This is a genomic window from Rhodanobacter sp. B05 (genome assembly GCF_002001085.1).
Taxonomy (GTDB): Bacteria; Pseudomonadota; Gammaproteobacteria; order Xanthomonadales; family Rhodanobacteraceae; genus Rhodanobacter.
In genome coordinates this window covers 87580-109924 of the sequence record NZ_MUNU01000016.1, presented here as the reverse complement: position 1 = coordinate 109924, position 22345 = coordinate 87580, and the positions used below count along the sequence as shown (strand labels likewise).

The window sequence follows — 22345 nt, the reverse complement described above, 5'->3', positions numbered from 1 at the left end:
CAGCATCGGTTAGAATAGGCGTTTTCCCGCATAGCGCCGTTTCCCCGCATGATCGTACTCGACGGGCAAAGCGCCCTCTCGCCGTTTCGTCTCGATCGCCTCAATGCCCGACTCGATGCCCTGCATCGGGGCGTGCGCGTGCAGGCGTCGTGGTACGTCTATTTCCTCGATGCCGATGCGGCGCCCGAAGGCGCGCTGCGCCAGCGCCTGCTGGGGGTACTGGAAGCGAAGGACGCCGCGCCGCAGCCGGCCACGCTGTGGGTGGTGCCGCGGTTGGGCACGATCTCGCCGTGGTCGAGCAAGGCGACCGATATCCTGCATGGCGCCGGCTTCGAGATCCGTCGGGTCGAGCGCGGACTGGCGTGGCAGATCAGCGGCCTGCCGAACACCGATGCGCCGGATTACGCGGCGATCATGGCGGTGCTGCACGATGCGATGACGCAATCGGTGCTGAGCCGGCTCGACGAAGCGCAGGGACTGTTCCTGGCCGGCACGCCCGGCGACCTGGTGCACGTGGCCCTGGGCAGCGATCCGCAGGCGGCGCTGGCCGAGGCGAACCGGCGGCTGGGCCTGGCGCTGGCCGACGACGAGATCGACTACCTGGTGGCGCGCTATGCCGAACTGGGCCGCGATCCCACCGACGCCGAACTCTTCATGTTCGCCCAGGCCAACTCCGAGCACTGCCGGCACAAGGTGTTCAACGCCAGCTGGACGGTGGATAGCGTCGCTCAGGAGCAGACCCTGTTCGGCATGATCAAGCACACCCACCAACATTCGCCCGCGCACACCTTGTCCGCCTACAGCGACAACGCGGCGGTGATCGAAGGCAGCGAGGGTCGGCGACTGCTGACCGATCCCGATGATCGCGTGTGGCGCAGCCACGAGGAGCGCATCGACTTCGCGATCAAGGTGGAGACGCACAACCATCCCACCGCGATCGCACCGTGGCCCGGCGCGGCCACCGGCGCCGGCGGCGAGATCCGCGACGAGGGCGCCACCGGTCGCGGCGGCAAGCCGAAGGCGGGATTGACCGGTTTCTCCGTTTCCGACCTGCGCATCCCCGGTCACCCGCAGCCGTGGGAAGTGGAGCGTCCGCTGCCACCACGCATGGCCAGCGCGTTCGAGATCATGCGCGACGGCCCGCTCGGCGCCGCCGCGTTCAACAACGAGTTCGGCCGTCCATGTTTGGGCGGCTATTTCCGCAGCTTCGAAAGCGAGTCGCCCGGCCAGCCCGGCCTTCGTCGCGGCTATGACAAGCCGATCATGCTCGCTGGCGGCCTCGCCAACCTGCGTCCCGGCGATGTGCTGAAACATGCGGTGCAGCCGGGTAACAAGGTGATCGTGCTGGGCGGCCCGGCGATGTTGATCGGGCTCGGTGGCGGTGCGGCCTCGTCGGTGGCCGGCGGCGCGTCGAGTGCGGAGCTGGATTTCGCCTCGGTGCAACGCGACAACGCCGAGATGGAGCGGCGCTGCCAGCAGGTGATCGACGCCTGCTGCGCGCGCGGCGCGCGCAATCCCATCGTCAGCGTGCACGATGTCGGCGCCGGCGGCCTCTCCAACGCGATCCCGGAATTGCTCAACGACGCCGGTGTGGGCGGCGTGATCGACCTGTCGAAGATCCCCTGCGACGATCCCTCGCTGTCGCCGATGCAGGTATGGAGCAACGAATCGCAGGAACGCTACGTGCTGGCGATTGCACCGGAGGACCTCGCCGATTTCGAGGCGATGTGCCAGCGCGAACGCTGCCCGTATGCCGTCGTCGGCGACGCTACCGTCGAACGCCAGTTGGTGCTGCGCGATCCGCGCCGCGAACTCAGCGTGATCGACCTGCCGATGGACGTGCTGTTCGGCAAGCCGCCACGGATGCACCGCGACGCCAGGCGGGTGAAGCCGCGCGTCGACCTGGTGCCGGATCTGTCCGGCATCGGCATGGACGAAGCGCTGCTGCGCGTGCTGCGACTGCCCACGGTGGGCAGCAAGAGTTTCCTGATCACGATCGGCGACCGTACTGTCGGCGGCCTCAACCATCGCGATCCGATGGTCGGTCCGTGGCAGGTGCCGGTGGCCGACTGTGCGGTGACCCTGCTCGATTTCGACGGCTATGCGGGCGAGGCGATGGCGATGGCCGAGCGCGCGCCGGTCGCTTTGCTGGGCAGCGCCGACGCGGCGCGGCTGGCGGTGGGCGAGGCGATCACCAACCTGGCCGCTGCGCCGATCGCGAGCCTCGGCGAGATCCGGCTTTCGGCGAACTGGATGGCGGCGGTCAATCATCCGGGCGAGGACGCCGCGTTGTTCGACGCGGTGCGGGCGATCGGCATGGAGCTGTGTCCGGAGCTGGATATCTCGATCCCGGTCGGCAAGGACTCGCTGTCCATGCAGACGGTGTGGACGGACGGCGGGCAGGAGCAGCGCACGGTGTCGCCGGTATCGCTGGTGATCACCGGGTTCGCACGGGTCGGCGACGTGCGCCGCACACTCACGCCCCAGCTCAAGCTCGACCGTGGCGATTCCGACCTGTGGCTGATCGACCTCGCCGCCGGCCGCGACCGTCTCGGCGGTTCCGCGCTGACCCAGGTGTTCAACCGCAGTGGCGGCGTGCCGCCGGATCTGGATGACGCCAAGCGCTTGAAGGCGATGTTCGAGCTGATCCAGCAGGCGAACGCGGGCGGCCTGCTGCTGGCCTATCACGACCGTTCCGATGGTGGCGTCATCACCACCTTGCTGGAGATGGCGTTCGCCGGTCACTGCGGCCTGGAAATCCATCTGGACGGCTGGGCCGAAGCCACCTTGCGCGCGCTGTTCAACGAGGAACTGGGCGCGGTGGTGCAGGTGGCCGAAGCCAACCGCGAAGCGTTCGAGTCCTTGCTGGTGAAGTACGGCCTGGCCGCCGTCAGCCACCGCATCGGCCGCCCCAAGGAGAAGCTCGGCATCAAGCTGTTCCTCGGCGACGAGACCCTGTTCAAGTGGAACTGGAGCACCTTGTACAAGGCCTGGAACGAAACCAGCCACGCCATGCAGCGCCTGCGCGACAACCCGCTCAGTGCCGATGCGGAACTCGAATGGCGCATGGACGACGCCGATCCGGGCATCACGCCGAAGCTCAGCTTCAATCCGGCCGAGGACGTGGCGGCGACACTGATCAGCCGCGGCGAGCGCCCGCGCATCGCGGTCCTGCGCGAGCAGGGTGTCAACGGACAGGTGGAGATGGCGGCCGCGTTCAGCCGCGCCGGCTTCGACGCGGTCGACGTGCACATGTCCGACCTCGCCAGCGGGCGGGTGAAGCTGGACGACTTCCGCGGCTTCGCGGCCTGCGGCGGCTTCTCCTACGGCGACGTGCTCGGCGCGGGGCGCGGCTGGGCCACCTCGATCCTCTACAACGACATGCTGCGCGAGCAGTTCGCCGCGTTCTTCGCCGACAACAGCAAGTTTGCGCTGGGCGTGTGCAACGGCTGCCAGATGCTGGCGCAGCTGAAGGAGATCATCCCTGGTGCGCAGCACTGGCCGAAGTTCCTGCGCAACGCGTCCGAACAATACGAATCGCGCGTGGCCACGCTGGAAATCCTCGACTCGCCCAGCATCCTGTTCAAGGGCATGGCCGGTTCGCGGATACCTGTGGCTGTCGCCCACGGTGAAGGCCGGGTCACCTTCCCGCAGGTGTGCAGCCCGTCGAAGGCGAACGCGGCGGCGCGCTTTGTCGACAACCGCGGCAAGCCGACCGAGAGCTTCCCGCTCAACACGAACGGCTCGCCCGGCGGCCTGGCCGGCTTCACCGCCGCCGATGGTCGCGTGACGATCATGATGCCGCATCCCGAGCGCGTGTTCCGCAGCGTGCAACTGAGCTGGCATCCGGAAAAATGGGGCGAGGATTCGCCGTGGATGCGCATGTTCCGCAATGCGCGAGTATGGTGCGGCTGATCGGCTCCGGCTCGCGCGGGCGCTGAGCGATGGCTTGGCGCCGAACCGTTTTGACGAGCGTGCCGTGGATCCTGGCCTGGGTACTGCTGCTCGCCTTGCTGCCGTGGTGGCTGGGCCTGCCGCTGCTGCTCGCGCTGGTGGCTGCCGCCTTGTTGCTGCAGCATCGGTTGGCACCACGCCATGCCACGCTGGTGCGCCGTGCGCTGCGCTGGGGTCTGGCCGGATGGCTGCTCGCCCTGCCGCGCGCACTCGGTGGCGGCATCCCCGGCTGGGGTGCCGCCCTGCTGGGGGTGTTGGCGGGATATACCCTGCTGGCCGGACTGGAGGTCTGGCTGCAGCGGGATCAGCGACGGGCTTCCGCCACCGCGGCATCCCCTGATTGGCCCGAGCTGGCGCGTGCACCGATCGGACCGCCGGCTGAAATCATCGAGTTGCAGCCGCCAGCATGGCAACCCGCCAGTGGAGAATTGCCCGACCCGCAGGGCGGCACCGTGCATTGCCGTGCCGAGGGCTGCCGGTTCGCCGACGGGGAATGCATCGAGGCTCCCGGAACGGCCGGGTTCGCACAGGTCGGTTTCAGCCCGCAGGGTCGCTGGTTCGTCGCCTGCACGCCGGATCAGCGCGTGCTCGCACTGTGGGATCGCCAGCGCGGTCGCCGGCACCAGCTGCGTGGCTGGCAGCTGTGCGGCTGGTATCGCGAACAACCGTGGCTGAGTCGGCACGAGGGCGACATGCCGCTTGCCCTGGCCGCGGTGCTGGGCGGCGACGCAGGGAATTGATGCGTGCGGCGACGCGTTTTGCAGCGCGCTGTTTTCCCGTTCCGCGGCTGCGCGCATACTTGCGCGATGGATAACCCGGACTACCAGCGCTCCCCATTCTCGCTGGCCCTCAGCGTGATCGTGGTGGCGGCCGACAGCGGGCCGGAATTGCGCGAATGTGTGCGGCTGGTTCTTGCCTGCAGCCTGCCGCTGGAACTGATCCTGGTCGACAACGCCTCGCGTGACGGCATACCTCCCGCGATCGAACGCGCGCACCAGCACGATACCCGGCTCAAGGTGATCTACAGCCATCGCAACCTCGGCTTCGGTCGCGCCGCGAATCTCGGCGCGAAGCAGGCGCACGGACATGCCGTGCTGATCCTCAACCCCGATTGCCTGCCCCGCGAGGACGACCTGCGGCGGCTGCTGGCCTTGCAGGCGGCGCGGCCCAAGGCGGGCCTGATCGGGGCCGTGGTCTGCGATGCGGACGGACGTCCCGACCCGGCATCCTGGCGTCGCGATCCGCTGCTGCGGCGCTCGCTCAACACCATGCTCGGGCGGCACGGCGAGAAAGTGCAGATGGAGCAGGAGATTCCCGCCGCGGTGGTCGAGACCGAGGCGATCTCCGGTGCGCTGATGCTGATGACGCGCGAGATGTTCCAGCGCCTGGGCGGCTTCGACGAGAAATACTTCCTGCATTGCGAGGACCTGGACCTGTGCCGTCGCGTGCGCGACATCGGCTACCAAGTGCTGCTGGCGGGCGACGTGCGCGTGGCGCATGGCAAGGGCGGCTCCAGCCGGCACCGGCCGGTGTTCGTCAGCCGGCACAAGCATCGCGGCATGTGGCGCTGGTTCCGCAGCCACGACCCGGCGGCGCGGCGTCCGCTGGTGGCCGCCATGGTCTGGCTGGGCATCTGGTCGCATTTTTTGCTGCAGATTCCCGGCCAGTTGTGGCGGCGACTGACGCGTCGATGAGCGCGTCGCGACGTATCACCGTGCTGGCCACGCTGGGCCTGATCGCGATGACTGCGGTCTGGGGTTCCACCTTCGTGTTGATCAAGAACGTGCTGACGCGCATGCCGGTGGCGGATTTCCTGGCGGTGCGTTTCGCGATCGCCGCGCTGGCGATGCTGCTGCTGTTCGGCCGCGCGGCGTGGCGGCTGGGTACGCCGCAGATCCTGCGCGGCCTGCTGCTGGGCACGATCTTCGGTTGCGGCCAGTTGCTGCAGACCTGGGGGCTGTCACTGATCCTGCCCAGCGTCAGCGGTTTCGTCACCGGCATGTACGTGGTGTTCACGCCGATCCTGGCCTTGCTGCTGTTGCGCCAGCGCATGGCCGGCGTGGTGTGGCTGGCGGTGCTGCTGTCCACCGCGGGCCTGGCCTTGCTGTCGTTGAACGGCGTCGAGGTCGATTTAGGCGTGTGGCTCACGCTGGCCTCGGCGGCGCTGTACGCGCTGCACATCGTGTTGCTCGGGCAGTGGTCGCGCAAGGGCGAGGCATTCGGCCTGTCGGCGGTGCAGGTGCTGGCAATCGCCGTGGTCTGCACGCTCGCCACCTTGCCGCATGGCCCGATCCTGCCACCCGACGCCAGCGCGTGGGTTGCCGTGCTCTACATGGCACTCATCGCCGGTGCCGGCGCGATGCTGATGCAGACCTGGGCACAGTCGCACCTGCCGGCGACGCGCGTGGCGATCGTGATGACCACCGAACCTGTCTTCGCTGCCGCATTTGCGGTGGCGCTGGGCAGCGATGTGCTGAGCTGGCGCATGCTGGTTGGCGGTGGGCTGATCCTGGTGGCGATGTATCTGGTGGAGTTGCTGCCGCCGAAGGGGATGGCGGATGCGCTGCCGGCGGAGGCGGTGCATCACGAGGTGTGAGGGGCGGTTGTGATCTGTTCCGTCACCGCGTCGAAGGATCGGGAATCGTTCCAGTGACGCGTGTGGAGTTTGCGTCCGCTTTTTGAATCAAAAGCGTTTCGTCCTCCTGCGGAGGGCGAGTCACTTTCTCTTGAGTCGCCAAGAGAAAGTAACCAAAGAGAAGGCGACCCTCCTCGGCGCTTGCCGGGCTGCGCCCGACAAGTCCGTGAGCCGCGGCCGGGCTTTTCGACAGCACATCCATGTGCTGGCGAAAAGGAGTCGACCTCCTGTCGACCCCCCTGCGGGCCTGTCGTCCACGACTCACCGCCTCACAAGGGGGTGAAGATCAAGATCAAGATCAAGGTCAAGTTCAATGGCAACGGCTCAACCAAGCAGACTCCATCGAAATGCTACGATGCTAGACCTCATGCTCTCTCTACCCCCTACCTCACGCGTTATTTCAGGAGGGCGATGCCAGCTGGTTTTGTCGGCCAATCGCGTTCGAGTGAGCCAGGGTTTCCCCACGTTTCAGCCCAAGCAATCCTAACTTTTGGATGAGGACTGATGCCGTTGAGCTGACTGGGGTGGACGTAGGTCTTGTATTTGTCGTCGATGATCGGATGGGCCCACCGCATCAACTGGGCTTGCCCACAGAGGATGATCCTAGGGGTGGTTTCTAGTATCTCTTGGTTGAATGCGTAGCCAACCTTGATCGCTTGCTCGTGCGTTGACTTTGCGAATTGCTTGCCGTCCGGCTTGACATAACAGGCGTTGAAGAAAACGACGCCCACGTCCCGAAGCGCATGAAACAGTTTGATGGGGTCACCACCTCGGGCTTGTTCTGCCCTCCAATCAACGCCCAGGGCTTCAAGCACATAGCGTCCAGAGCACGTGTGATTCGCCTGTCCCGCCCAAGTCTCTTTGCAGAATGCGATGCCGGTGGGCTCTTGGGGGAATGCATCCTTGCCAAGAATCACCAATTGGATCGCCACACCGCTTTGAAGGATTTGCTGTTTATATGCTTGCGTTGCTTCCGACGGCTGCATGACTGATCCCGGTTCCACGGCCTTCGGTCTTACCTGTCGCCGGCTCATCCGATGCGACTGGCTTTTTATACACTAGCTTCATCACTTTCGGCCGACCAACATATGCTGCCGTTCCCTAAATGCCTTGATCTTCTTGACGACCAAGGCACTTACCCGTCGACTGCCGTCCAACTTCTTGGTTTGCCGTCCGATGCCATCGGCTCCCTGCCCGTTTTCAGCGGCCATTTACACTGGTTGGCAGGGGATTCAGGAACACAAGCAGGGTTCCAGCCCGCGTTCGTGTTCGTGATTTGGAACGACACCTTGACGGAAACGCTCACCGTTCAGCTGGCAACGCCAGGTTTCCGGTCCATTGTTTTGATCCTGCACGGTCCGGATCAGGCACCGCCCGCCACACTCAACGGGCGGCCCCTGGCGCATTTCCGCTTTGACGGCACGCCGCTTGATGCGGTTCTGAGTCTGATTGCGCCGCTGGTGCTGCCGCTTATTTACAGATCGGTCGTCTGCGTAGCACTGGAAGACTACGAATATCTCTTTGCCCGAGGTGGCCGGCTGCGATGTTTGGGGAAAACCTGGGGTGAAGATATGGATGTGTGCTTTGCTGAGCTGGCGTGGCAGCTTGGCGAAGCCAAGAGCCTGGCGGGCTGCAATGACAGGTTGCTGACGTCGATCTTGGTTCCATCGTCTATGTGCGCACTTTCGGTGGCTGATCGCGTGGCTGCGGTGGTGCAGCGAGCCAATGGGTGCGGGGAGCCGTCTTGGCTGATTTCCACGCTGGTGCATCAGGAAGTGACCATCAGGCTCTGCGCCTACGCAGTCGAGCCGGCTGATAAGCTGTAACGGGTCATCGGACGACACCATCGGGGGGATGGAAGCATGCAGATCGTTGAATGCCACCACTGTCACACGAAAAACAGGATCCCCGGATTTCGCTTGGGCGCACGGGCGACGTGCGGAAAGTGCAAGGTTTTCCTACCGGAACCCAAGTGGCTAACAGTTACCCGGGATGTGCGCGTCACAATGCGGACACACTGGGTTTTCCTTGCTGGCGCTGGCGTCCTACTCGCCGGATATTTCCTGCTGCCATTGCTTAACGAACCCAGAGGGACCGCGGTTGAGCCAGGTTGGGCTCCACCAACTTTACCAAAGCCTTCGATCGCCTCCACCCGGCAGCAGCCCCCTCCACGGGACCCGTTCGTTGGTCCGGTTGCACCCTTGAGGATCGATATAGCCCCGGTCATGACGTGCGTGCCGCGCCACGTCAAGTCAGGCGCTAGACGGCTCTACTCAAAAGCACCTGCACGTGTGCCACTGAAAATCACTACCCCCGTAGGTGACAATTTCTTGTTCAAACTGGTGCCCACTGGGACTAAAAAGGTGGTCATGACTGCCTACATTGCGGGTGGCGACACGCGCACGTTCCGAGTGCCCGAAGGCACCTACTCCATTTACTTTGCTCAGGGCCAGGTCTGGTGTGGTTTCAGGGATGCTTTCGGCAAGGGCAATACAAAGCTTATGGAGCTTTCTGGGGAATTTGCGTTCACCAGCACGGTTGTGCCCGGTGTGGGGACAAACTACGAGGGTGAAGAGATCGACGTTACCCCGAAACTGGAAGGTAACCTGCGTTCACATGAGGTGTCTGACGCCGATTTTTCAGACCTGGTGCCTGCGGGGCCAGCGACGCCCTCAAACGAAAACAAATAGACGCTCACAACAGACGTTTCCCTGGATCTTCGCGCGGGAGCGGTCGGTGGCCGGCGAGAGTCAAAGACACTGAATGATGGAAGTCAGGAAGACCCAGACCAACACGGAGCGGGCCGGCGCTCTATCGTGTGCGCTCGTGAGTCAGATCTGAGCTTGCCCGCGTTCGGTAGACACTTAGCAAACAGCTTCTGCCTCGGTCTGAACCGGCGTGCGATAGCCGTTGCGGTTGCGGTTGATCTTGATCTTGACCTTCATTCCCTTGTGAGGCGGTGAGTCGTGGACGACAGGCCCGCAGGGGCGCCGGCATGGATGCCGGCGCCTTTTCGCCAGGACAGGAGTCCTGTCGAAAAGCCCGGCCGCGGCTCACGGACTTGTCGGGCGCAGCCCGGCAAGCGCCGAGGAGGGTCGCCTTCTCTTGGTTACTTCTCTTGGCGACTCAAGAGAAGTGACTCGCCCGCCGCAGGCGGACGAAACGCCTTTGACTCGACTTGCGCCTTCGGCGCGCACCGCGGGCACGCCGACTGCAGCACGACCACCAAGCCGCGACGAGGCGATCGTCGCAGGCTCGACATGGCCGGCGCGGGTTTGCCGGCCGACATTGGCCATCCCCGCGGTGAGCGATCCGCTTGACGCCAACCCGCGCCATGGTCACGCTTCGCCAATGAATCTCATGCTGCTCCGCAATGCGCTGGTCTACGCCCCCGAACCGCTGGGTCACCAGCATCTTCTGCTCGGTGGCGGCCGCATCCTGTGGATGGGCGTCGAACTGGCGGATCTGCCCAGCGCGCTGTCGGTGGAAACGATCGACCTGGAAGGGCGCCGGCTGCTGCCCGGACTGATCGACGCGCATGTGCACGTCACCGGCGGTGGTGGTGAGGCGGGTTTTCGCACGCGGGTGCCGCCGCAGGTGCTGTCGCGATTCACCCGCGCCGGCATCACCACGGTGGTCGGCCTGCTCGGCACCGATGACGTGGCGCGCGGGCCGCAGGATCTGCTGGCCACGGTATATGCGCTGCGCGAGGAAGGTTTGAGCGCGTTCGCGTTCAGCGGTGGTTACCACGTGCCACCGCGCACCTTGACCGGCAGCGTGCGTGGGGACCTGGTCTTCATCGAGGCCTTGATCGGCCTCGGCGAGGTGGCGATCAGCGATCACCGCTCCAGCCAGCCGACCCTCGACGAATTGTTGCGGCTGGCGGCCGATGCGCACGTGGCGGGGCTGATGACCGGCAAGGCCGGCATCGTGCACCTGCATCTGGGCGACGGGCCGCGCGGGCTGGAGCTGGTGCGCCAGGCACTGGCACAGAGCGAGCTGCCGCCGCGGGTGTTCCAGCCGACCCACGTGAACCGGCGCAAGGCGTTGTTCGATGAGGCGCTGGCGCTGGCCGCACAGGGTTGCACGGTCGACCTCACCGCGTTCCCGGTGGAGCAGGGCGAGGACGCCTGGAGCGCGGCCGACGGCTTGCTGCGTTACCTGGACAGCGGCGCGCCGGCCGGACACATCACGATCAGCTCGGATGCCGGTGGCTGCCTGCCGGTGTTCGACGGCGACGGCCACGTCTGCCGCATGGGCGTGGGCGAGTCCGGCGCGCTGCTGGAGACCTTGAACGAACTGCTCCACCGCGGCGTGCCGCTGGAGCGTGCGCTGCCGGCGTTCACCAGCAACCCCGCACGCCTGCTGCGGCTGGCGGCCAAGGGCCGCATCGCGGTCGACGCCGACGCGGATCTGCTGGTGCTGGACGCCGCGGGTGCCGCGCATCACGTCATCGCCGGCGGCATCGTGCACCTGCGCCACGGCGGCATCGAGCGGCGCGGCATGTTCGAGCCGGCGGACTGACCCCCGGCAAGCGGTGCGATACACTGCACGGACGCGCCCCGGGCGCTTGAGAACAAGGCAAATCCGTACATGTGTCCAAGCAAGGTCCGAGAGGGCGAGCAACGCGGCTGGATCGTCCCGATCGGCGGCGCCGAGCGGAAAGAGAACGACGCACGCATCCTGGAACGTTTCGTCAACCTGTGCGGCGGCAGCGACGCCGATATCGTGGTGATTCCGACGGCGAGCCAGTTGCCCGACACCGGGGCGCGCTACGAGGAAATCTTCACCGGGCTCGGTGCCGGTCGCGTCACCGCGCTGGATTTCGACACGCGCCGCGACACCGGCGAAGCCAATCGCCTGCGCCGCATCGAACAGGCCAGCGGCATCTTCTTCACCGGCGGCAACCAGCTGCGCATCGCCACCCTGATCGGCGGCACCCCGATCGCGAAACTGATCCGCACGCGCAATGCCGAAGGCGTGCACGTGGGCGGCACCAGCGCGGGCGCCAGCATCCTCAGCGAGCACATGATCGCGTTCGGCAAGGAAGGCTCGTCGCCCACCGCCGGCAGCGTGCGGCTGGCGCCGGGGCTGGGCCTGACCAATCGCTTCGTGATCGACCAGCATTTTCGCCAGCGCGACCGGCTCGGCCGGCTGCTGGCCGCACTGGCCTACAACCCGTTCGCGATCGGCATCGGCCTGGACGAGGACACCGCCGCGTTTATCCGCCCGGACAACACGCTGGAGGTCGAGGGCAGCGGCGCGGTCACCGTGGTCGATGCCGGCGAGCTGCAGTTTTCCTCGATGGACCGCGCCGACGAGGATCAGCCGATCTGCCTGCTCGGTCTCAAGATCCACATCCTCACCGCCGGCGCGACCTTCAACCTGCACACGCGGCGCGCCTCCTCCGGCACGCTGGCGGTCAACAAGAACGCCCACTGAAGCAAGCGCGCCGGGCATGCGCCTGAAAGGAAATCGCCAGGAGTTTCACAGCAGGCTGCCGGTCGGCCGACGCACCGGATGGAAGCCGAAGAAGATCGACATCCGTTTCAGTTGACGAGCCTGCGGGCTTGGGGAGATCAGGTCATGCGCATACTCGAGCGTTCCGTTTTCGTCGGCCCATCGCTGTACGCGCATTTCCCGGTGATCCGGCTGGAGCTGGATCTGGGCGAGCTCGAGCAGTGGCCGACAGGCAAGCTCGGGGCGCCGTTCGTCGATGGCCTGGTCGCGGCCCTGCCGGGGCTGGCCGAGCACGGCTGCTCGTACCGAGAGCCGGGCGGCTTCATCCGGCGCATGCGCGAAGGCGAGGGCACCTGGCTCGGTCACGTGCTGGAACACGTGGCGATCGAGCTGCAGAACGTCGCCGGCGAGGACGTCACCTTCGGCAAGACCCGCAGCGCCGATCGACCCGGCGTGTATTCGGTGGTCTACGAATACGTGCAGAAGGACGAAGGCATTGCCGCCGGCGAGCTGGCCTTGCGCCTGCTGTGCTCGCTGCTGCCGGCCGAACTGCAGCCACGCGGCAGCGTGCCGGACGACTGGGAATGGACGGCCGCACGCGACCAGTTCATCCGCTACGCCCAGCGCGGTGCGCTGGGACCCTCGACCGCCTCGCTGGTGCGCGCGGCCGAGCAGCGCGGCATTCCGTGGCTGCGCCTGAACCAGCAATCGCTGGTGCAGCTCGGCCACGGCAAGTACCAGCAGCGCATCCAGGCCACCGTCACCGGCAAGACGCCGCACATCGCGGTGGAGCTGGCCAGCGACAAGGAGGAAACCAACAAGATCCTCGCCTCGCTCGGCCTGCCGGTGCCCAAGCAGGAGCTGGTGCAAAGCGAGGAGGGCGCGCTGCGCGCTGCGCGCCGGCTCGGCTTTCCGGTGGTGACCAAACCGTATAACGGCAATCACGGCCGCGGCATCTCGATCCGCCTGATGAGCGACGACGAAGTGCGCGCCGGCTTCGTCGCCGCGCGCGAGCATTCGCGTTCGGTCATCGTCGAGAATTTCCTCGAAGGCGACGACCATCGCCTGCTGGTCGTCAACAACGAGCTGGTCGCCGCGACCAGGCGCACGCCCGGGCATGTCGTCGGCGACGGCACCCGCACGATCGCGCAACTCGTCGAGATCGTGAACGCCGATCCGCGCCGCGGCGTCGGCCACGAAAAAGTGCTGACGCGGCTCGAACTCGACCGCGAAGCGGCGATGATGATGGATCGCGTCGGCTACACGGCCGAGTCGATCCCGCAAGCCGGCGAGACGGTGTTCCTGCGCTCGACCGCGAACCTTTCCACCGGCGGCACCGCCACCGACGTCACCGACATCATCCATCCGGACAACCGCGACATGGCGGTGCGCGCGATCCGCGCGATCGGGCTGGACGTGGGCGGGGTGGACTTCCTCACCATCAACATCGCCGAGAGCTACAAGAAGATCGGCGGCGGCATCTGCGAGGTCAATGCCGCGCCCGGCTTCCGCATGCACGTGAGCCCCAGCGAGGGCACCCCGCGCGACGCGGCGGGGCCGGTGATCGACCTGCTGTTTCCGCCGGGCACGCCGGCGCGGGTGCCGATCGCCGCGATCACCGGCACGAATGGCAAGACCACCACCGCGCGCATGCTTGCGCACATCACCAAGATGGCCGGCTACACGCCCGGCCTCACCACCACCGACGGCGTCTACATAGACGGCCAGCGCACGGTCGAGGGCGACATGACCGGGCCGGTGTCGGCGCGCATGGTGCTGGCCGACCCGCATATCGACATCGCCGTGCTGGAGACCGCGCGCGGCGGCCTGCTGCGCGCCGGCATGGGCGTGCCGACGGTGAACGTGGGCGCGGTGCTCAACGTGCAGTCCGATCACCTGGGCCTGAAGGGCATCGACACGCTGGAGCAGCTGGCCGAGGTCAAGCGCATCGTGGTCGAAGTGGCCACCGACTGCGCGGTGCTCAACGCCGACGATCCGAACGTGCTGAAGATGTCCGGCTATACCGATGCGAAAGTGATTTGCTACGTCACCATGAACCCCTCGCACGCGCTGGTGCGCGAGCATGTGCGCGCCGGCGGCCGTGCCTGCGCGCTCGAGGCCGGCGTCAACGGCGCGATGATCACGCTGTACGACAAGGGCAGCCACATCCCGCTGCTGTGGACGCACCTGATCCCCGCCACGCTGGAAGGTCGCGCGCTGCACAACGTGCAGAACGCGATGGTCGCCGCGGCAATGGCGTTCTCGCTGGGCATCAAGCTGGACGCGATCCGCCAGGGCCTGCGCACGTTCGACACCACGTTCTTCCAGGCGCCGGGACGCATGAACGTGTACAGCGAGCATCCGTTCAAGGTGCTGTTCGACTATGGCCACAACGCGAACGCGGTGGCGGTGATGGCCGACCTTGCCGGGCGTCTCGACGTGACCGGCCACCGCATCGTGGTGCTGGCCGGCCCCGGCGATCGGCGCGACGAGGATCTGGTGGCGATCGCCGACGCGGTAGCCGGCCGTTTCGATCATTACATCTGTCGCCGCGACGATGCCTTGCGCGGTCGCGATGGCGACGAGGTGCCGGGCATCCTGTCGCGCGCGCTGCGTGCGGCCGGCGTGCCGGAGGCGGCGATCTCGATCATTCCCGACGAGCAGGAGGCGATCGATGCCGCGCTGCGCATGGGTCGCCCCGGCGACCTGCTGCTGGTGTTCGCCGATGCGCTGGTGCGTTCGTGGAAGCAGATCATCAAGTTCCGTCCCGAGGGCGCTCCAGCGCCGCATGACGAACGCGCGCCGGCGGTGGTGCAACCCGCGGCGATCGAACCCGTGTTCGACGAGTCCAGTTTCAGCGAGCTCGGCGGGCTGGTGCGCGACGAGCGCGGCGTGCGCTTCTCGCGCGAGAGTGACGATTGAGCACGCTTCCCGAGTTCACGCCGTTCGACGATTCGCGTCGGCTCACCGGTTTCAACCTGTACTTCGGCGATGTCGGCGCCGTGCTGGAGACCCGTGGCGCGCCGCCGGACGAGGCGGCGTTGCAGGCCTGGGATGCGGCCGTGCAACGGGCATGTGACGCACTCGGCTGGCCGGCGGCGGCACGCGTGGCGCGGCCACACGCCAGCGGTGCATCGCTGGCCTTCGCCGCGCCGCTGGATCAGCTGTTCTGCGCCACCGAAGTCAACGAGTGGGCCTGGTGTTGCGCCCACGAGGCGCAGCACGGGCCGATCGCCGCGCGCTGGCATGCGCCCGGTCATCCGGCGCTGTGGGATGAGGCGGCTGCGATGGAAACCCTGCACGCGCTGGCCGCGGCGGAACGCCAGCCGGCGCTGGTGCGGCTGGTGCGCGCGGCGGAGCGGCGCGCTCTGCCGGTGCTGATCGACGACGAGCAACTCTCGATCGGTGCCGGCGACGGCGCGGCCTGCTGGCCGCTCACGCAGCTGCCGTTGGCCGAGACGCTGGACTGGACCTCCCTGCACGCGGTGCCGGTGGCGCTGGTCACCGGCTCCAACGGCAAGACCACCACGGTGAGACTGCTGTCCGCGATGGCGCAGGCGCACGGCTGGCACACAGGTCACAGCTGCACCGATGGCGTGTTCGTCGACGGCCGGGCGATCGAAGCGGGCGACTATTCCGGACCGGCCGGTGCGCGCGTGGTGCTGCGCGCGGCCGACGTGCAGGCGGCGATCCTGGAGACCGCGCGCGGCGGGCTGCTGCGGCGCGGGCTGGCGGTGCAGCAGGCGCAGGTCGCGGTGGTCACCAATGTCAGCGACGATCATTTCGGCGAGTACGGCATCCACGACCTGGCTGGCCTGGCCGCGGTCAAGCTGACTGTCGCCAGGGCGCTCGGCGATAGCGGTCTGCTCGTGCTCAATGCGGACGACGATTTGCTGGCGGCGCAATCGACCGACCTCGCCTGCCCGATCGGCTGGTTCGCGCAGGACGATGCGCATCCGCGGCTGCAGGCGGCGCGCGAACAGGGCGGCGCCACCTGCACGGTGCGCGACGGGCAACTCTGTCTGTCCTGGCGCGGGCGGCAGCACGACCTCGGTGCCGTCACCGCGATGCCGCTCAGCTTTGCAGGTCGTGCCCGCTACAACATCGCCAACCTCGCCGCCGCCGCGCTCGCCGCCGCCGCGCTGGGCATCGGCGTGGCGACCATCGCCGCCAGCTTGCTGCAGTTCGGCCGCGCGCGCGCGGACAATCCCGGCCGCTTGCAGCATTGGCAGTTCGGTTCGCTGCGCGTGTTCGTCGACTACGCGCATAATCCCGAAGGCCTGCATGGCCTGCTCGATGTGGCAACCGCGCAAGGCGGTGGCCGGCTCGGTTTGCTGCTGGGTCAGGCCGGCAATCGCGAAGAATCGGCGATCCGTGAACTGGCCTCGATGGCCGCCAGGTTCAGGCCTGCGCGCGTGCTGCTGAAGGATATAGAAGGCTATCTGCGCGGCCGCCCGGCCGGCGAGGTGGCGGCCATTCTGCGCCAACAGCTGCAGGACGATGGCGTGCCCGCCGACGCCATCGGCGTGTGTCTGGACGAAATGGCTGCCGTGCGCGACTTGCTGACCTGGGCGCAGGCCGGCGATGTGCTGGTGCTGCCCACCCACGGCGTGGCGGCACGCCACGCGGCGCGGGCCCTGCTCGACAGCTTGCAGACACAGGGCTGGCAACCGGGCCTGCGCCTGCCGCCCGTCTGAAGCTCGCTATCGCGGCTCGCGCGGCTGCAGCGCGATGCGCACCAGGTAGACGATGATCACGACGTTGCCGATCAGGGTAGCCAGCTTGAGCCAGCCGAAGTGGTACAGCGTCTCATACAGCTCCAGCGGAATCAGCGAGCCGGTGGCGATCACCGTGAACCACTCGGCCCAGTGCTTGCCCAGCCACAGCCCGATGCCCTCGATCCCGAACAGCACCGCATAGCCCAGCGCCACCAGCCCCACGGCCACGAATTTGCTGGGGCCGAAGTCCTGCAGCAGCTCGACCAGTTTCCAGCGCAGGCCGTTGCTGTCAGCCAGCGACAAATGCTCCAGCCAGCGCACCAGCCGATCGAAATTCTGTTCGTGATAGAAGTGGAATGCTGCCAGCGCCACCAGCAGCAGGCACGAGGTCTTGATGATCTCGTAGATCGCGATCACGCGCAGGCCGGCGTGATGCTGGCGGGGGGCAGCTGCCGCGGGGGCGTCGGTGGATTCGGGGAGGGGCATCGGTGGTAGCTGGATGGACAGTCGCTATTGTCGCCGATCCGGGCCGCTTGAGGTGTGCGTGATGGCATGGCCTGGCGGAACCGGCGGGTCAGCGCGGCTGCGTGCCTTCGGCAAGGTTCTGCTACGCAGGCAGGTTTGCCCTGCTGAGGTTTGTCAGCGGTCAATGCCCGCCAGCAGCGCCGTGAAGCGCGGGTGGTCGTGCAGCGAATCGAGCTCGCTGTCGTGCTCCATCCAGGCGGCATCGCCCCAGCCCAGTTCCACCGCCTTTTCCAGCAGCGCGATAGCGCGGTCGGCGTCGCCTTGCATGGCATAGAAACAGGCGCCGTTGTACAGCACCACCGGCTCGTCGCGTCCCTGGGTCAGGGCCTGTTCGCTCATGGTGACGGCTTTCTGCTTCTCGCCGACCTGGCCGAGGTTGTTGGCGCCGATCTGCAGCGCGCGCGTGTCGTGGGGGTTCAACTTGAGATGCCGTTCGACGGTGTTGAGCAGGCCCAGGCGTGCCTTCATTTCATCCTGCTTCCGGCCGAGCGAGGCATAAGCCTGGGCCAGGAAAACCGGCGCCTGGTAGTCGGCCGGATTGACTTCCATCGCTTTCAGGTAGAGCTGGGCGGCCTTTCCGAAATCTCCTTGCGAGGAGCAGGCCAGCCCGTAGTAGTAATAGGCCTCGAAGAGGTTGGGGTTGAGCGCGATCGCGGCATCGAATTCCAGCGTGGCCTCGTTGTACCGTTCGCTGATGAACATGGCCAGGCCGCGCGAGGCATGCGCCTCGGCCGAATCCGCATCGAGTGCCAGGGCCTGTTCGCTGGCCCGGTTGGCCCGCGCCGCGTTCTCGGCGCTGGCTTCGGCGTAGCGGTAAAGCATCGAGAAGGCGTCGGCCATGCCGGCATACGCCAGCGCGTATTTGGAGTCCACCGCAATCGCCTGCTCGAACATGCGGATCGCATGTTCGTAGTCGCGCCGCGCCATCGAGTACATGTAGCTGCGGCCGCGCAGGTAGTAGTCGTAGGCTTCCGGGTCGGAGGTGGCGACAAATTGCATCGCGCGGCGCTCCCTGGGCGTCAGCGTCACCTGCAGCGCCTTGACGATGCTGTGGGCGATGTCGTCCTGGATCGCGAACACGTCCTTCATCTCGCGATCGTAGGTTTCCGACCACAGGTGCGAATCGGACGCCGCGTCGATCAACTGTCCGGTGATCCGCACGTGTTCGCCGACGCGACGCACGCTGCCCTCCAGCACGATGTCGACGCCGAGCTCCTGCGCGACGGCGGGAATGCTGACCTGCCTGCCCTTGAAGTTGAACGCGGACGTGCGCGAGGCCACCTTCAACTGCGGCAGTTTGCTCAGCAGGTTGAGGATCTCCTCGGAAATGCCGTCGCTGAAGTATTCGTTGTCCGCGTCGCCGCTCATGTTGACGAAGGGCAACACGGCGATGGTGCGGCGGTCGGATTCGGGCTTCGCCATGGCCGGTGCGGGCGCTTCGACGGTCGTTGTCGCGGCGATCGACGGGGCTGCCGTCCGCCCGGCGCCCGCATCGGCGTCCTTGTCCGGCGATGACGGCATGGTCTTCTCCATGCCGCGCGGGCCCAGATCGAACATCCAGCCCATGATCACCGCGATCGGGAAGCCCAGCCCGATCAGCACGATGACCAGCTTGACCGACCAGTCCGGCAGGTTCAGCGGAGGCAGCACGGTGGAGGCGACTTCGATGATGATCCAGCCGACGACGACATAGACCACCGCCACGCGGATCACGCGGCGGCGACGCAGTTCCCCGAAAAAGGTGCCGAAGGCCGATGTGGTGGCGGGTTCGCTCATGCGTCATTCCACGCATACGCCCGCCCGTCAGGCGTGGCTGTCATGGCAGCATCGGAGTACCCGGTCGGAACCATGTCCCCTCGCACAGGTGACCCATACCGGGGCGAGTCTACTCCCGCCGGTTGCGATAGTGGCCATCTGCGATAGTGGCCATCCGGGGGCAAGCCCTGCCTTGACGGTGTCTCCGCAAAGCTTCGCCGCGGCGCAAGTACCCGGGTCACTGCGCAGGGGGTGGCGTCACTACCGTGTTCTGGTCCTGCATGATCAACCATCGCGTGCCGCGCTTGACCAAAACGAACGTACGTATGTGCTGTTCGTTCACGTGCCTCATGCCGTCGGGGCTGGTGAACGTGCTCATGCGACTGGTCACGGTCGCCACCGCCGCATCCTTGTTCGCAAAGCGCACATCCAGCTTTTCGATGTTGTCCGACACGCCGCTCAGAAACGTGCCATGCACTTCATGCAACTCCTTGAGCACCTCGGCGCGCCCGTGGGTCCGGCTGCCATAGGGATTGATGTGGTTCCAGTCGTCGGTGGTGAAATCATTGGCGTGGCCGAACCCGTGGGAGTTGAAGGCGGCGTAGAACGCCTGGACCGTCTGGCGCACGGACGCCTCGGAAGCGGAGGTTTGCGCGGGCGCGATGGTGGGCAGGGCCAGCATGACAAGGGCGACGATGAGAGATTTCATGGTTTCTCCAAAGATTCAATGAGTCCAACGCTGGAAACCAGGGATCACCATTGACAGGGTTTTCATACCCTGTTTTGCCATGTTTCCGGTGGTGGCCAGGCATGCGTGTCCAGCCTTCCTGCGCATTCACCGGCAACTTGATATCAAGGCGACCCGCATTCCCACGCACGCGCGGTCAACAACACCGCCCACCGCCTCCCTTGTATCGCGCCTCCTGTCGCTCGCGGAAGAACTCCTCGTAGCTGGGCAACTTGCGTTCCGGATGATGCTCACGCAGGTGCTGCAGGTAGACGTCGTAGTCGGGCACGCCGCAGCACAGGCGGGCGGTCTGCACCGCCCACTTGCGCAAGGCTTGAAGGGTGGCTTTCATCTCAGCCGGCCACGCTGCTCAGCGCCACGTACGGTTCCTCGTGCGCGGTCGGGTGGTTGGTCTGCCAGGCCTTGATCAGCGCGCGCAAGGAGAACAGCACCATCGCCACGATCAGCGCCATGAACAGGCCGGTGAGCGCCATGTCGACGTAGTTGTTGGTGACGATCTGTTGCATCGCGGCGGTGGACTTGGCCGGGGCCAGCAACTGGCCCTGCTGCAGCGCGGCTGAGTACTTGCTGGCGGCGGCGGTGAAGCTGATCGGGCCGACCAGCTTTTCGTAGCCGGCGGTGAGCGTGCAGACGATCAGCCACAGCGCGGGAATGCCCGGCACCCACACGAAGCGCTCGCGCTTGAGCGTCACCACCACCACCGTGGCCAGCATCAGCGCGATCGCGGCGAGCATCTGGTTGGCGATGCCGAACAGCGGCCACAGTGTGTTGATGCCGCCCAGCGGATCGACCGCGCCCTGGTACAGGAAGTAGCCCCACAGGAACACGCAGATCGCGGTGGCCAGCAGGTTGCCGGTCCACGACGCGGTTTCCTGCAATGGCTTGTGGATCAGGCCGGCGATCTCCTGGATCATGAAGCGGCCGACGCGGGTGCCGGCATCCACCGTGGTCAGGATGAACAGCGCTTCGAACAGGATCGCGTAGTGGTACCAGAACGCCATCATGCCGCCGCCGGGCAGGATGTTGTGCAGCAGCTGGGCCATACCCACGGCCAGCGTCGGCGCACCGCCGGCGCGGCTGAGGATGGTGTTCTCGCCGATGTTTTTGGCCGTCTGGATCAACTCATCCGGGGTCACCACGAAGCCCCACTGGCTGATCGTGGTGGCCGCGTCCTGCACCGTGGTGCCGATGATCGCGCCGGGCGAATTCATCGCGAAGTACACGCCCGGGTGCAGCGAGGCGGCGGCGACCAGCGCCATGATCGCCACGAACGCTTCCATCAGCATGCCGCCGTAACCGACCAGACGCGCCTGGCCTTCGTTGGCGAGCAGCTTGGGCGTGGTGCCGGAGGCGATGATCGAATGCCAGCCGGACACCGCGCCGCAGGCGATGGTGATGAACAGGAACGGGAACAGGTTGCCGGAGAACACCGGGCCGCTGCCGTCGATGAACTTTGTCACCGCCGGCATCTGCAGCATCGGCGCGGACAGGAAGATCGCCAGCGCCAGCAGCGCGATGGTGCCGATCTTGAGGAAGGTGGACAGGTAATCGCGCGGCGCCAGCAGCAGCCACACCGGCAGTACCGAGGCGCAGAAGCCGTAGGCGATCAGCAGCCAGGCCAGCGCCTTGGCGTCGAAGTCGAACAGTGTGGCGAGTGCTGGCGTGTCGTACACGATCTTGCCGAACCAGATCGAGGCGAGCAGCAGCACCAGGCCGATGATCGACACTTCCAGGATGCGCCCCGGCCGGAACCAGCGCAGATAGCCGCCCATCAGCAACGCGATCGGGATCGTGCAGGCCACGGTGAACGTGCCCCACGGGCTGTGCGTGAGCGCCTTGACCACCACCAGCGCCAGCACCGCCAGCACGATCATCATCAGCACCAGCACGCCGATCATCGCCACGATGCCGGGCAGCGGCCCCAGCTCCTGGCGCAGCATGTGACCGAGCGAACGGGCGTCGCGGCGCAGCGACAGGCCGAGGATCATGAAGTCCTGCACCGCGCCGGCGAACACCACGCCGAACAGGATCCAGATCGTGCCGGGCAGGTAACCCATTTGCGCCGCCAGCACCGGGCCGACCAGCGGACCCGCGCCGGCGATGGCGGCGAAGTGGTGGCCGAACACCACCCACTTGTCGGTGGGCACGTAGTCGAGGCCATCGTTGCGCAGCACCGAAGGCGGCGCGCGGGTGGGGTCCAGCCTGAGCACCGAGTGCTCGACGAACTTGCCGTAGTAGCGGTAGCCGATCACGAAGATCGCGATCGAGGCGGCGACCAGCCAGATCGCATTGATCGGCTCGCCGCGCCTGAGCGCCACCACGCCGAGGCAGAACGCCCCGACGATGGCGATGGCAACCCACAGGATCCTGCTGGCCGGGCTGGTCTGACGGGAGGTGACGGCTTGCATGGACGGTTCTCCTCGACGGTATGGCAAGAGTCGTCCCGCAGGCCGCGGCGGTCAATGCCGGATCGCGCCTGTTCGTATCGGCCATGGGGCGGCCCGCCGGGTGGAAAGTCACGGTTTCGAAGGGCGTACACTGACTCTTCGT

At 66.4% G+C, this 22345-nt stretch carries 16 protein-coding genes; 10 read left to right on the top strand and 6 right to left on the bottom strand.

The genetic code is table 11. From position 1 onward, the window contains the following. The first annotated feature begins 48 nt into the window (after positions 1 to 48). The 4 genes from purL to B0E47_RS11175 all read left to right on the top strand — a co-directional run bounded on the left by purL (position 49) and on the right by B0E47_RS11175 (position 6550). Positions 49 to 3915: a phosphoribosylformylglycinamidine synthase gene (gene purL, locus B0E47_RS11190; protein WP_077514344.1), complete on the top strand. Its 3867-nt coding sequence runs from the start codon at positions 49 to 51 to the stop codon at positions 3913 to 3915. A 59-nt stretch (positions 3916 to 3974) separates the two neighbouring features. Next, positions 3975 to 4694, top strand: coding sequence for a hypothetical protein (locus tag B0E47_RS11185; protein WP_254422905.1), 720 nt, complete (start codon positions 3975 to 3977; stop codon positions 4692 to 4694). Between the two features lie 66 nt (positions 4695 to 4760). Next, the gene (locus tag B0E47_RS11180; protein ID WP_077514342.1) at positions 4761 to 5648 is read left to right on the top strand and encodes a glycosyltransferase family 2 protein; all 888 of its coding nucleotides are present in this window, start codon (positions 4761 to 4763) and stop codon (positions 5646 to 5648) included. After that, a complete protein-coding gene (locus tag B0E47_RS11175) occupies positions 5645 to 6550 on the top strand; it encodes a DMT family transporter (RefSeq protein WP_077514341.1) in 906 nt (301 codons plus the stop codon). The genes B0E47_RS11180 and B0E47_RS11175 overlap by 4 nt, the downstream gene beginning before the upstream one ends. A gap of 434 nt (positions 6551 to 6984) precedes the next feature. Here the strand turns inward: B0E47_RS11175 and B0E47_RS11170 are convergent, their stop codons facing one another. Further along, positions 6985 to 7575, bottom strand: a complete 591-nt coding sequence (locus B0E47_RS11170; RefSeq protein ID WP_077514340.1) for a hypothetical protein — start codon at positions 7573 to 7575, stop codon at positions 6985 to 6987. Between the two features lie 51 nt (positions 7576 to 7626). On the opposite strand from B0E47_RS11170, the gene B0E47_RS11165 reads away from it, so the two are divergent. From B0E47_RS11165 to B0E47_RS11140, 6 genes are all read left to right on the top strand, one after another. Beyond that, positions 7627 to 8415 carry a hypothetical protein gene (locus B0E47_RS11165; RefSeq protein WP_139351439.1) on the top strand — a complete coding sequence of 263 codons (789 nt, stop codon included), beginning with the start codon at positions 7627 to 7629 and terminating at the stop codon, positions 8413 to 8415. A gap of 543 nt (positions 8416 to 8958) precedes the next feature. Further along, positions 8959 to 9279 (top strand): hypothetical protein, encoded by a 321-nt coding sequence (locus tag B0E47_RS11160; protein WP_139351438.1) that lies wholly within the window; start codon positions 8959 to 8961, stop codon positions 9277 to 9279. A 670-nt stretch (positions 9280 to 9949) separates the two neighbouring features. Continuing rightward, entirely contained in the window at positions 9950 to 11113 is a 1164-nt protein-coding gene (gene iadA / locus B0E47_RS11155; RefSeq protein WP_217318927.1) for a beta-aspartyl-peptidase, read from the top strand. Positions 11114 to 11182: 69 nt separating this feature from the next. Beyond that, positions 11183 to 12031 (top strand): cyanophycinase, encoded by an 849-nt coding sequence (locus tag B0E47_RS11150; RefSeq protein ID WP_077514336.1) that lies wholly within the window; start codon positions 11183 to 11185, stop codon positions 12029 to 12031. A gap of 144 nt (positions 12032 to 12175) precedes the next feature. Then, positions 12176 to 14971 (top strand): cyanophycin synthetase, encoded by a 2796-nt coding sequence (gene cphA, locus B0E47_RS11145; protein WP_077514335.1) that lies wholly within the window; start codon positions 12176 to 12178, stop codon positions 14969 to 14971. Next, the gene (locus B0E47_RS11140; protein WP_077514334.1) at positions 14968 to 16746 is read left to right on the top strand and encodes a Mur ligase family protein; all 1779 of its coding nucleotides are present in this window, start codon (positions 14968 to 14970) and stop codon (positions 16744 to 16746) included. The genes cphA and B0E47_RS11140 overlap by 4 nt, the downstream gene beginning before the upstream one ends. 6 nt (positions 16747 to 16752) lie before the next feature. Here B0E47_RS11140 and B0E47_RS11135 read toward each other — a convergent pair whose 3' ends face one another. From B0E47_RS11135 to B0E47_RS11115, 5 genes are all read right to left on the bottom strand, one after another. Next, the gene (locus B0E47_RS11135) at positions 16753 to 17253 is read right to left on the bottom strand and encodes a DUF2127 domain-containing protein (protein ID WP_077514333.1); all 501 of its coding nucleotides are present in this window, start codon (positions 17251 to 17253) and stop codon (positions 16753 to 16755) included. A gap of 153 nt (positions 17254 to 17406) precedes the next feature. Further along, positions 17407 to 19068: a tetratricopeptide repeat protein gene (locus tag B0E47_RS11130; protein WP_077514332.1), complete on the bottom strand. Its 1662-nt coding sequence runs from the start codon at positions 19066 to 19068 to the stop codon at positions 17407 to 17409. Positions 19069 to 19285: 217 nt separating this feature from the next. After that, entirely contained in the window at positions 19286 to 19756 is a 471-nt protein-coding gene (locus B0E47_RS11125) for an SgcJ/EcaC family oxidoreductase (RefSeq protein WP_077514331.1), read from the bottom strand. Positions 19757 to 19931: 175 nt separating this feature from the next. Beyond that, on the bottom strand, positions 19932 to 20126 hold the full coding sequence (locus B0E47_RS11120; protein WP_077514330.1) for a YbdD/YjiX family protein: 195 nt from the start codon (positions 20124 to 20126) through the stop codon (positions 19932 to 19934). A 1-nt stretch (position 20127) separates the two neighbouring features. Further along, positions 20128 to 22203, bottom strand: coding sequence for a carbon starvation CstA family protein (locus B0E47_RS11115; RefSeq protein WP_077514329.1), 2076 nt, complete (start codon positions 22201 to 22203; stop codon positions 20128 to 20130). Positions 22204 to 22345: the final 142 nt, after the last annotated feature.

What these genes read in the sequence shown, in the direction of transcription:
- B0E47_RS11125 (WP_077514331.1), bottom strand. Translation starts at nt 19,756, where the DNA reads ATGAAATCTCTCATCGTCGCCCTTGTCATGCTGGCCCTGCCCACCATC.
- purL (WP_077514344.1), top strand. Translation starts at nt 49, where the DNA reads ATGATCGTACTCGACGGGCAAAGCGCCCTCTCGCCGTTTCGTCTCGAT.
- B0E47_RS11135 (WP_077514333.1), bottom strand. Translation starts at nt 17,253, where the DNA reads ATGCCCCTCCCCGAATCCACCGACGCCCCCGCGGCAGCTGCCCCCCGC.
- B0E47_RS11120 (WP_077514330.1), bottom strand. Translation starts at nt 20,126, where the DNA reads ATGAAAGCCACCCTTCAAGCCTTGCGCAAGTGGGCGGTGCAGACCGCC.
- B0E47_RS11130 (WP_077514332.1), bottom strand. Translation starts at nt 19,068, where the DNA reads ATGAGCGAACCCGCCACCACATCGGCCTTCGGCACCTTTTTCGGGGAA.
- B0E47_RS11150 (WP_077514336.1), top strand. Translation starts at nt 11,183, where the DNA reads ATGTGTCCAAGCAAGGTCCGAGAGGGCGAGCAACGCGGCTGGATCGTC.
- B0E47_RS11115 (WP_077514329.1), bottom strand. Translation starts at nt 22,203, where the DNA reads ATGCAAGCCGTCACCTCCCGTCAGACCAGCCCGGCCAGCAGGATCCTG.
- B0E47_RS11175 (WP_077514341.1), top strand. Translation starts at nt 5,645, where the DNA reads ATGAGCGCGTCGCGACGTATCACCGTGCTGGCCACGCTGGGCCTGATC.
- B0E47_RS11180 (WP_077514342.1), top strand. Translation starts at nt 4,761, where the DNA reads ATGGATAACCCGGACTACCAGCGCTCCCCATTCTCGCTGGCCCTCAGC.
- B0E47_RS11165 (WP_139351439.1), top strand. Translation starts at nt 7,627, where the DNA reads ATGCGACTGGCTTTTTATACACTAGCTTCATCACTTTCGGCCGACCAA.
- cphA (WP_077514335.1), top strand. Translation starts at nt 12,176, where the DNA reads ATGCGCATACTCGAGCGTTCCGTTTTCGTCGGCCCATCGCTGTACGCG.
- B0E47_RS11160 (WP_139351438.1), top strand. Translation starts at nt 8,959, where the DNA reads ATGACTGCCTACATTGCGGGTGGCGACACGCGCACGTTCCGAGTGCCC.
- iadA (WP_217318927.1), top strand. Translation starts at nt 9,950, where the DNA reads ATGCTGCTCCGCAATGCGCTGGTCTACGCCCCCGAACCGCTGGGTCAC.
- B0E47_RS11170 (WP_077514340.1), bottom strand. Translation starts at nt 7,575, where the DNA reads ATGCAGCCGTCGGAAGCAACGCAAGCATATAAACAGCAAATCCTTCAA.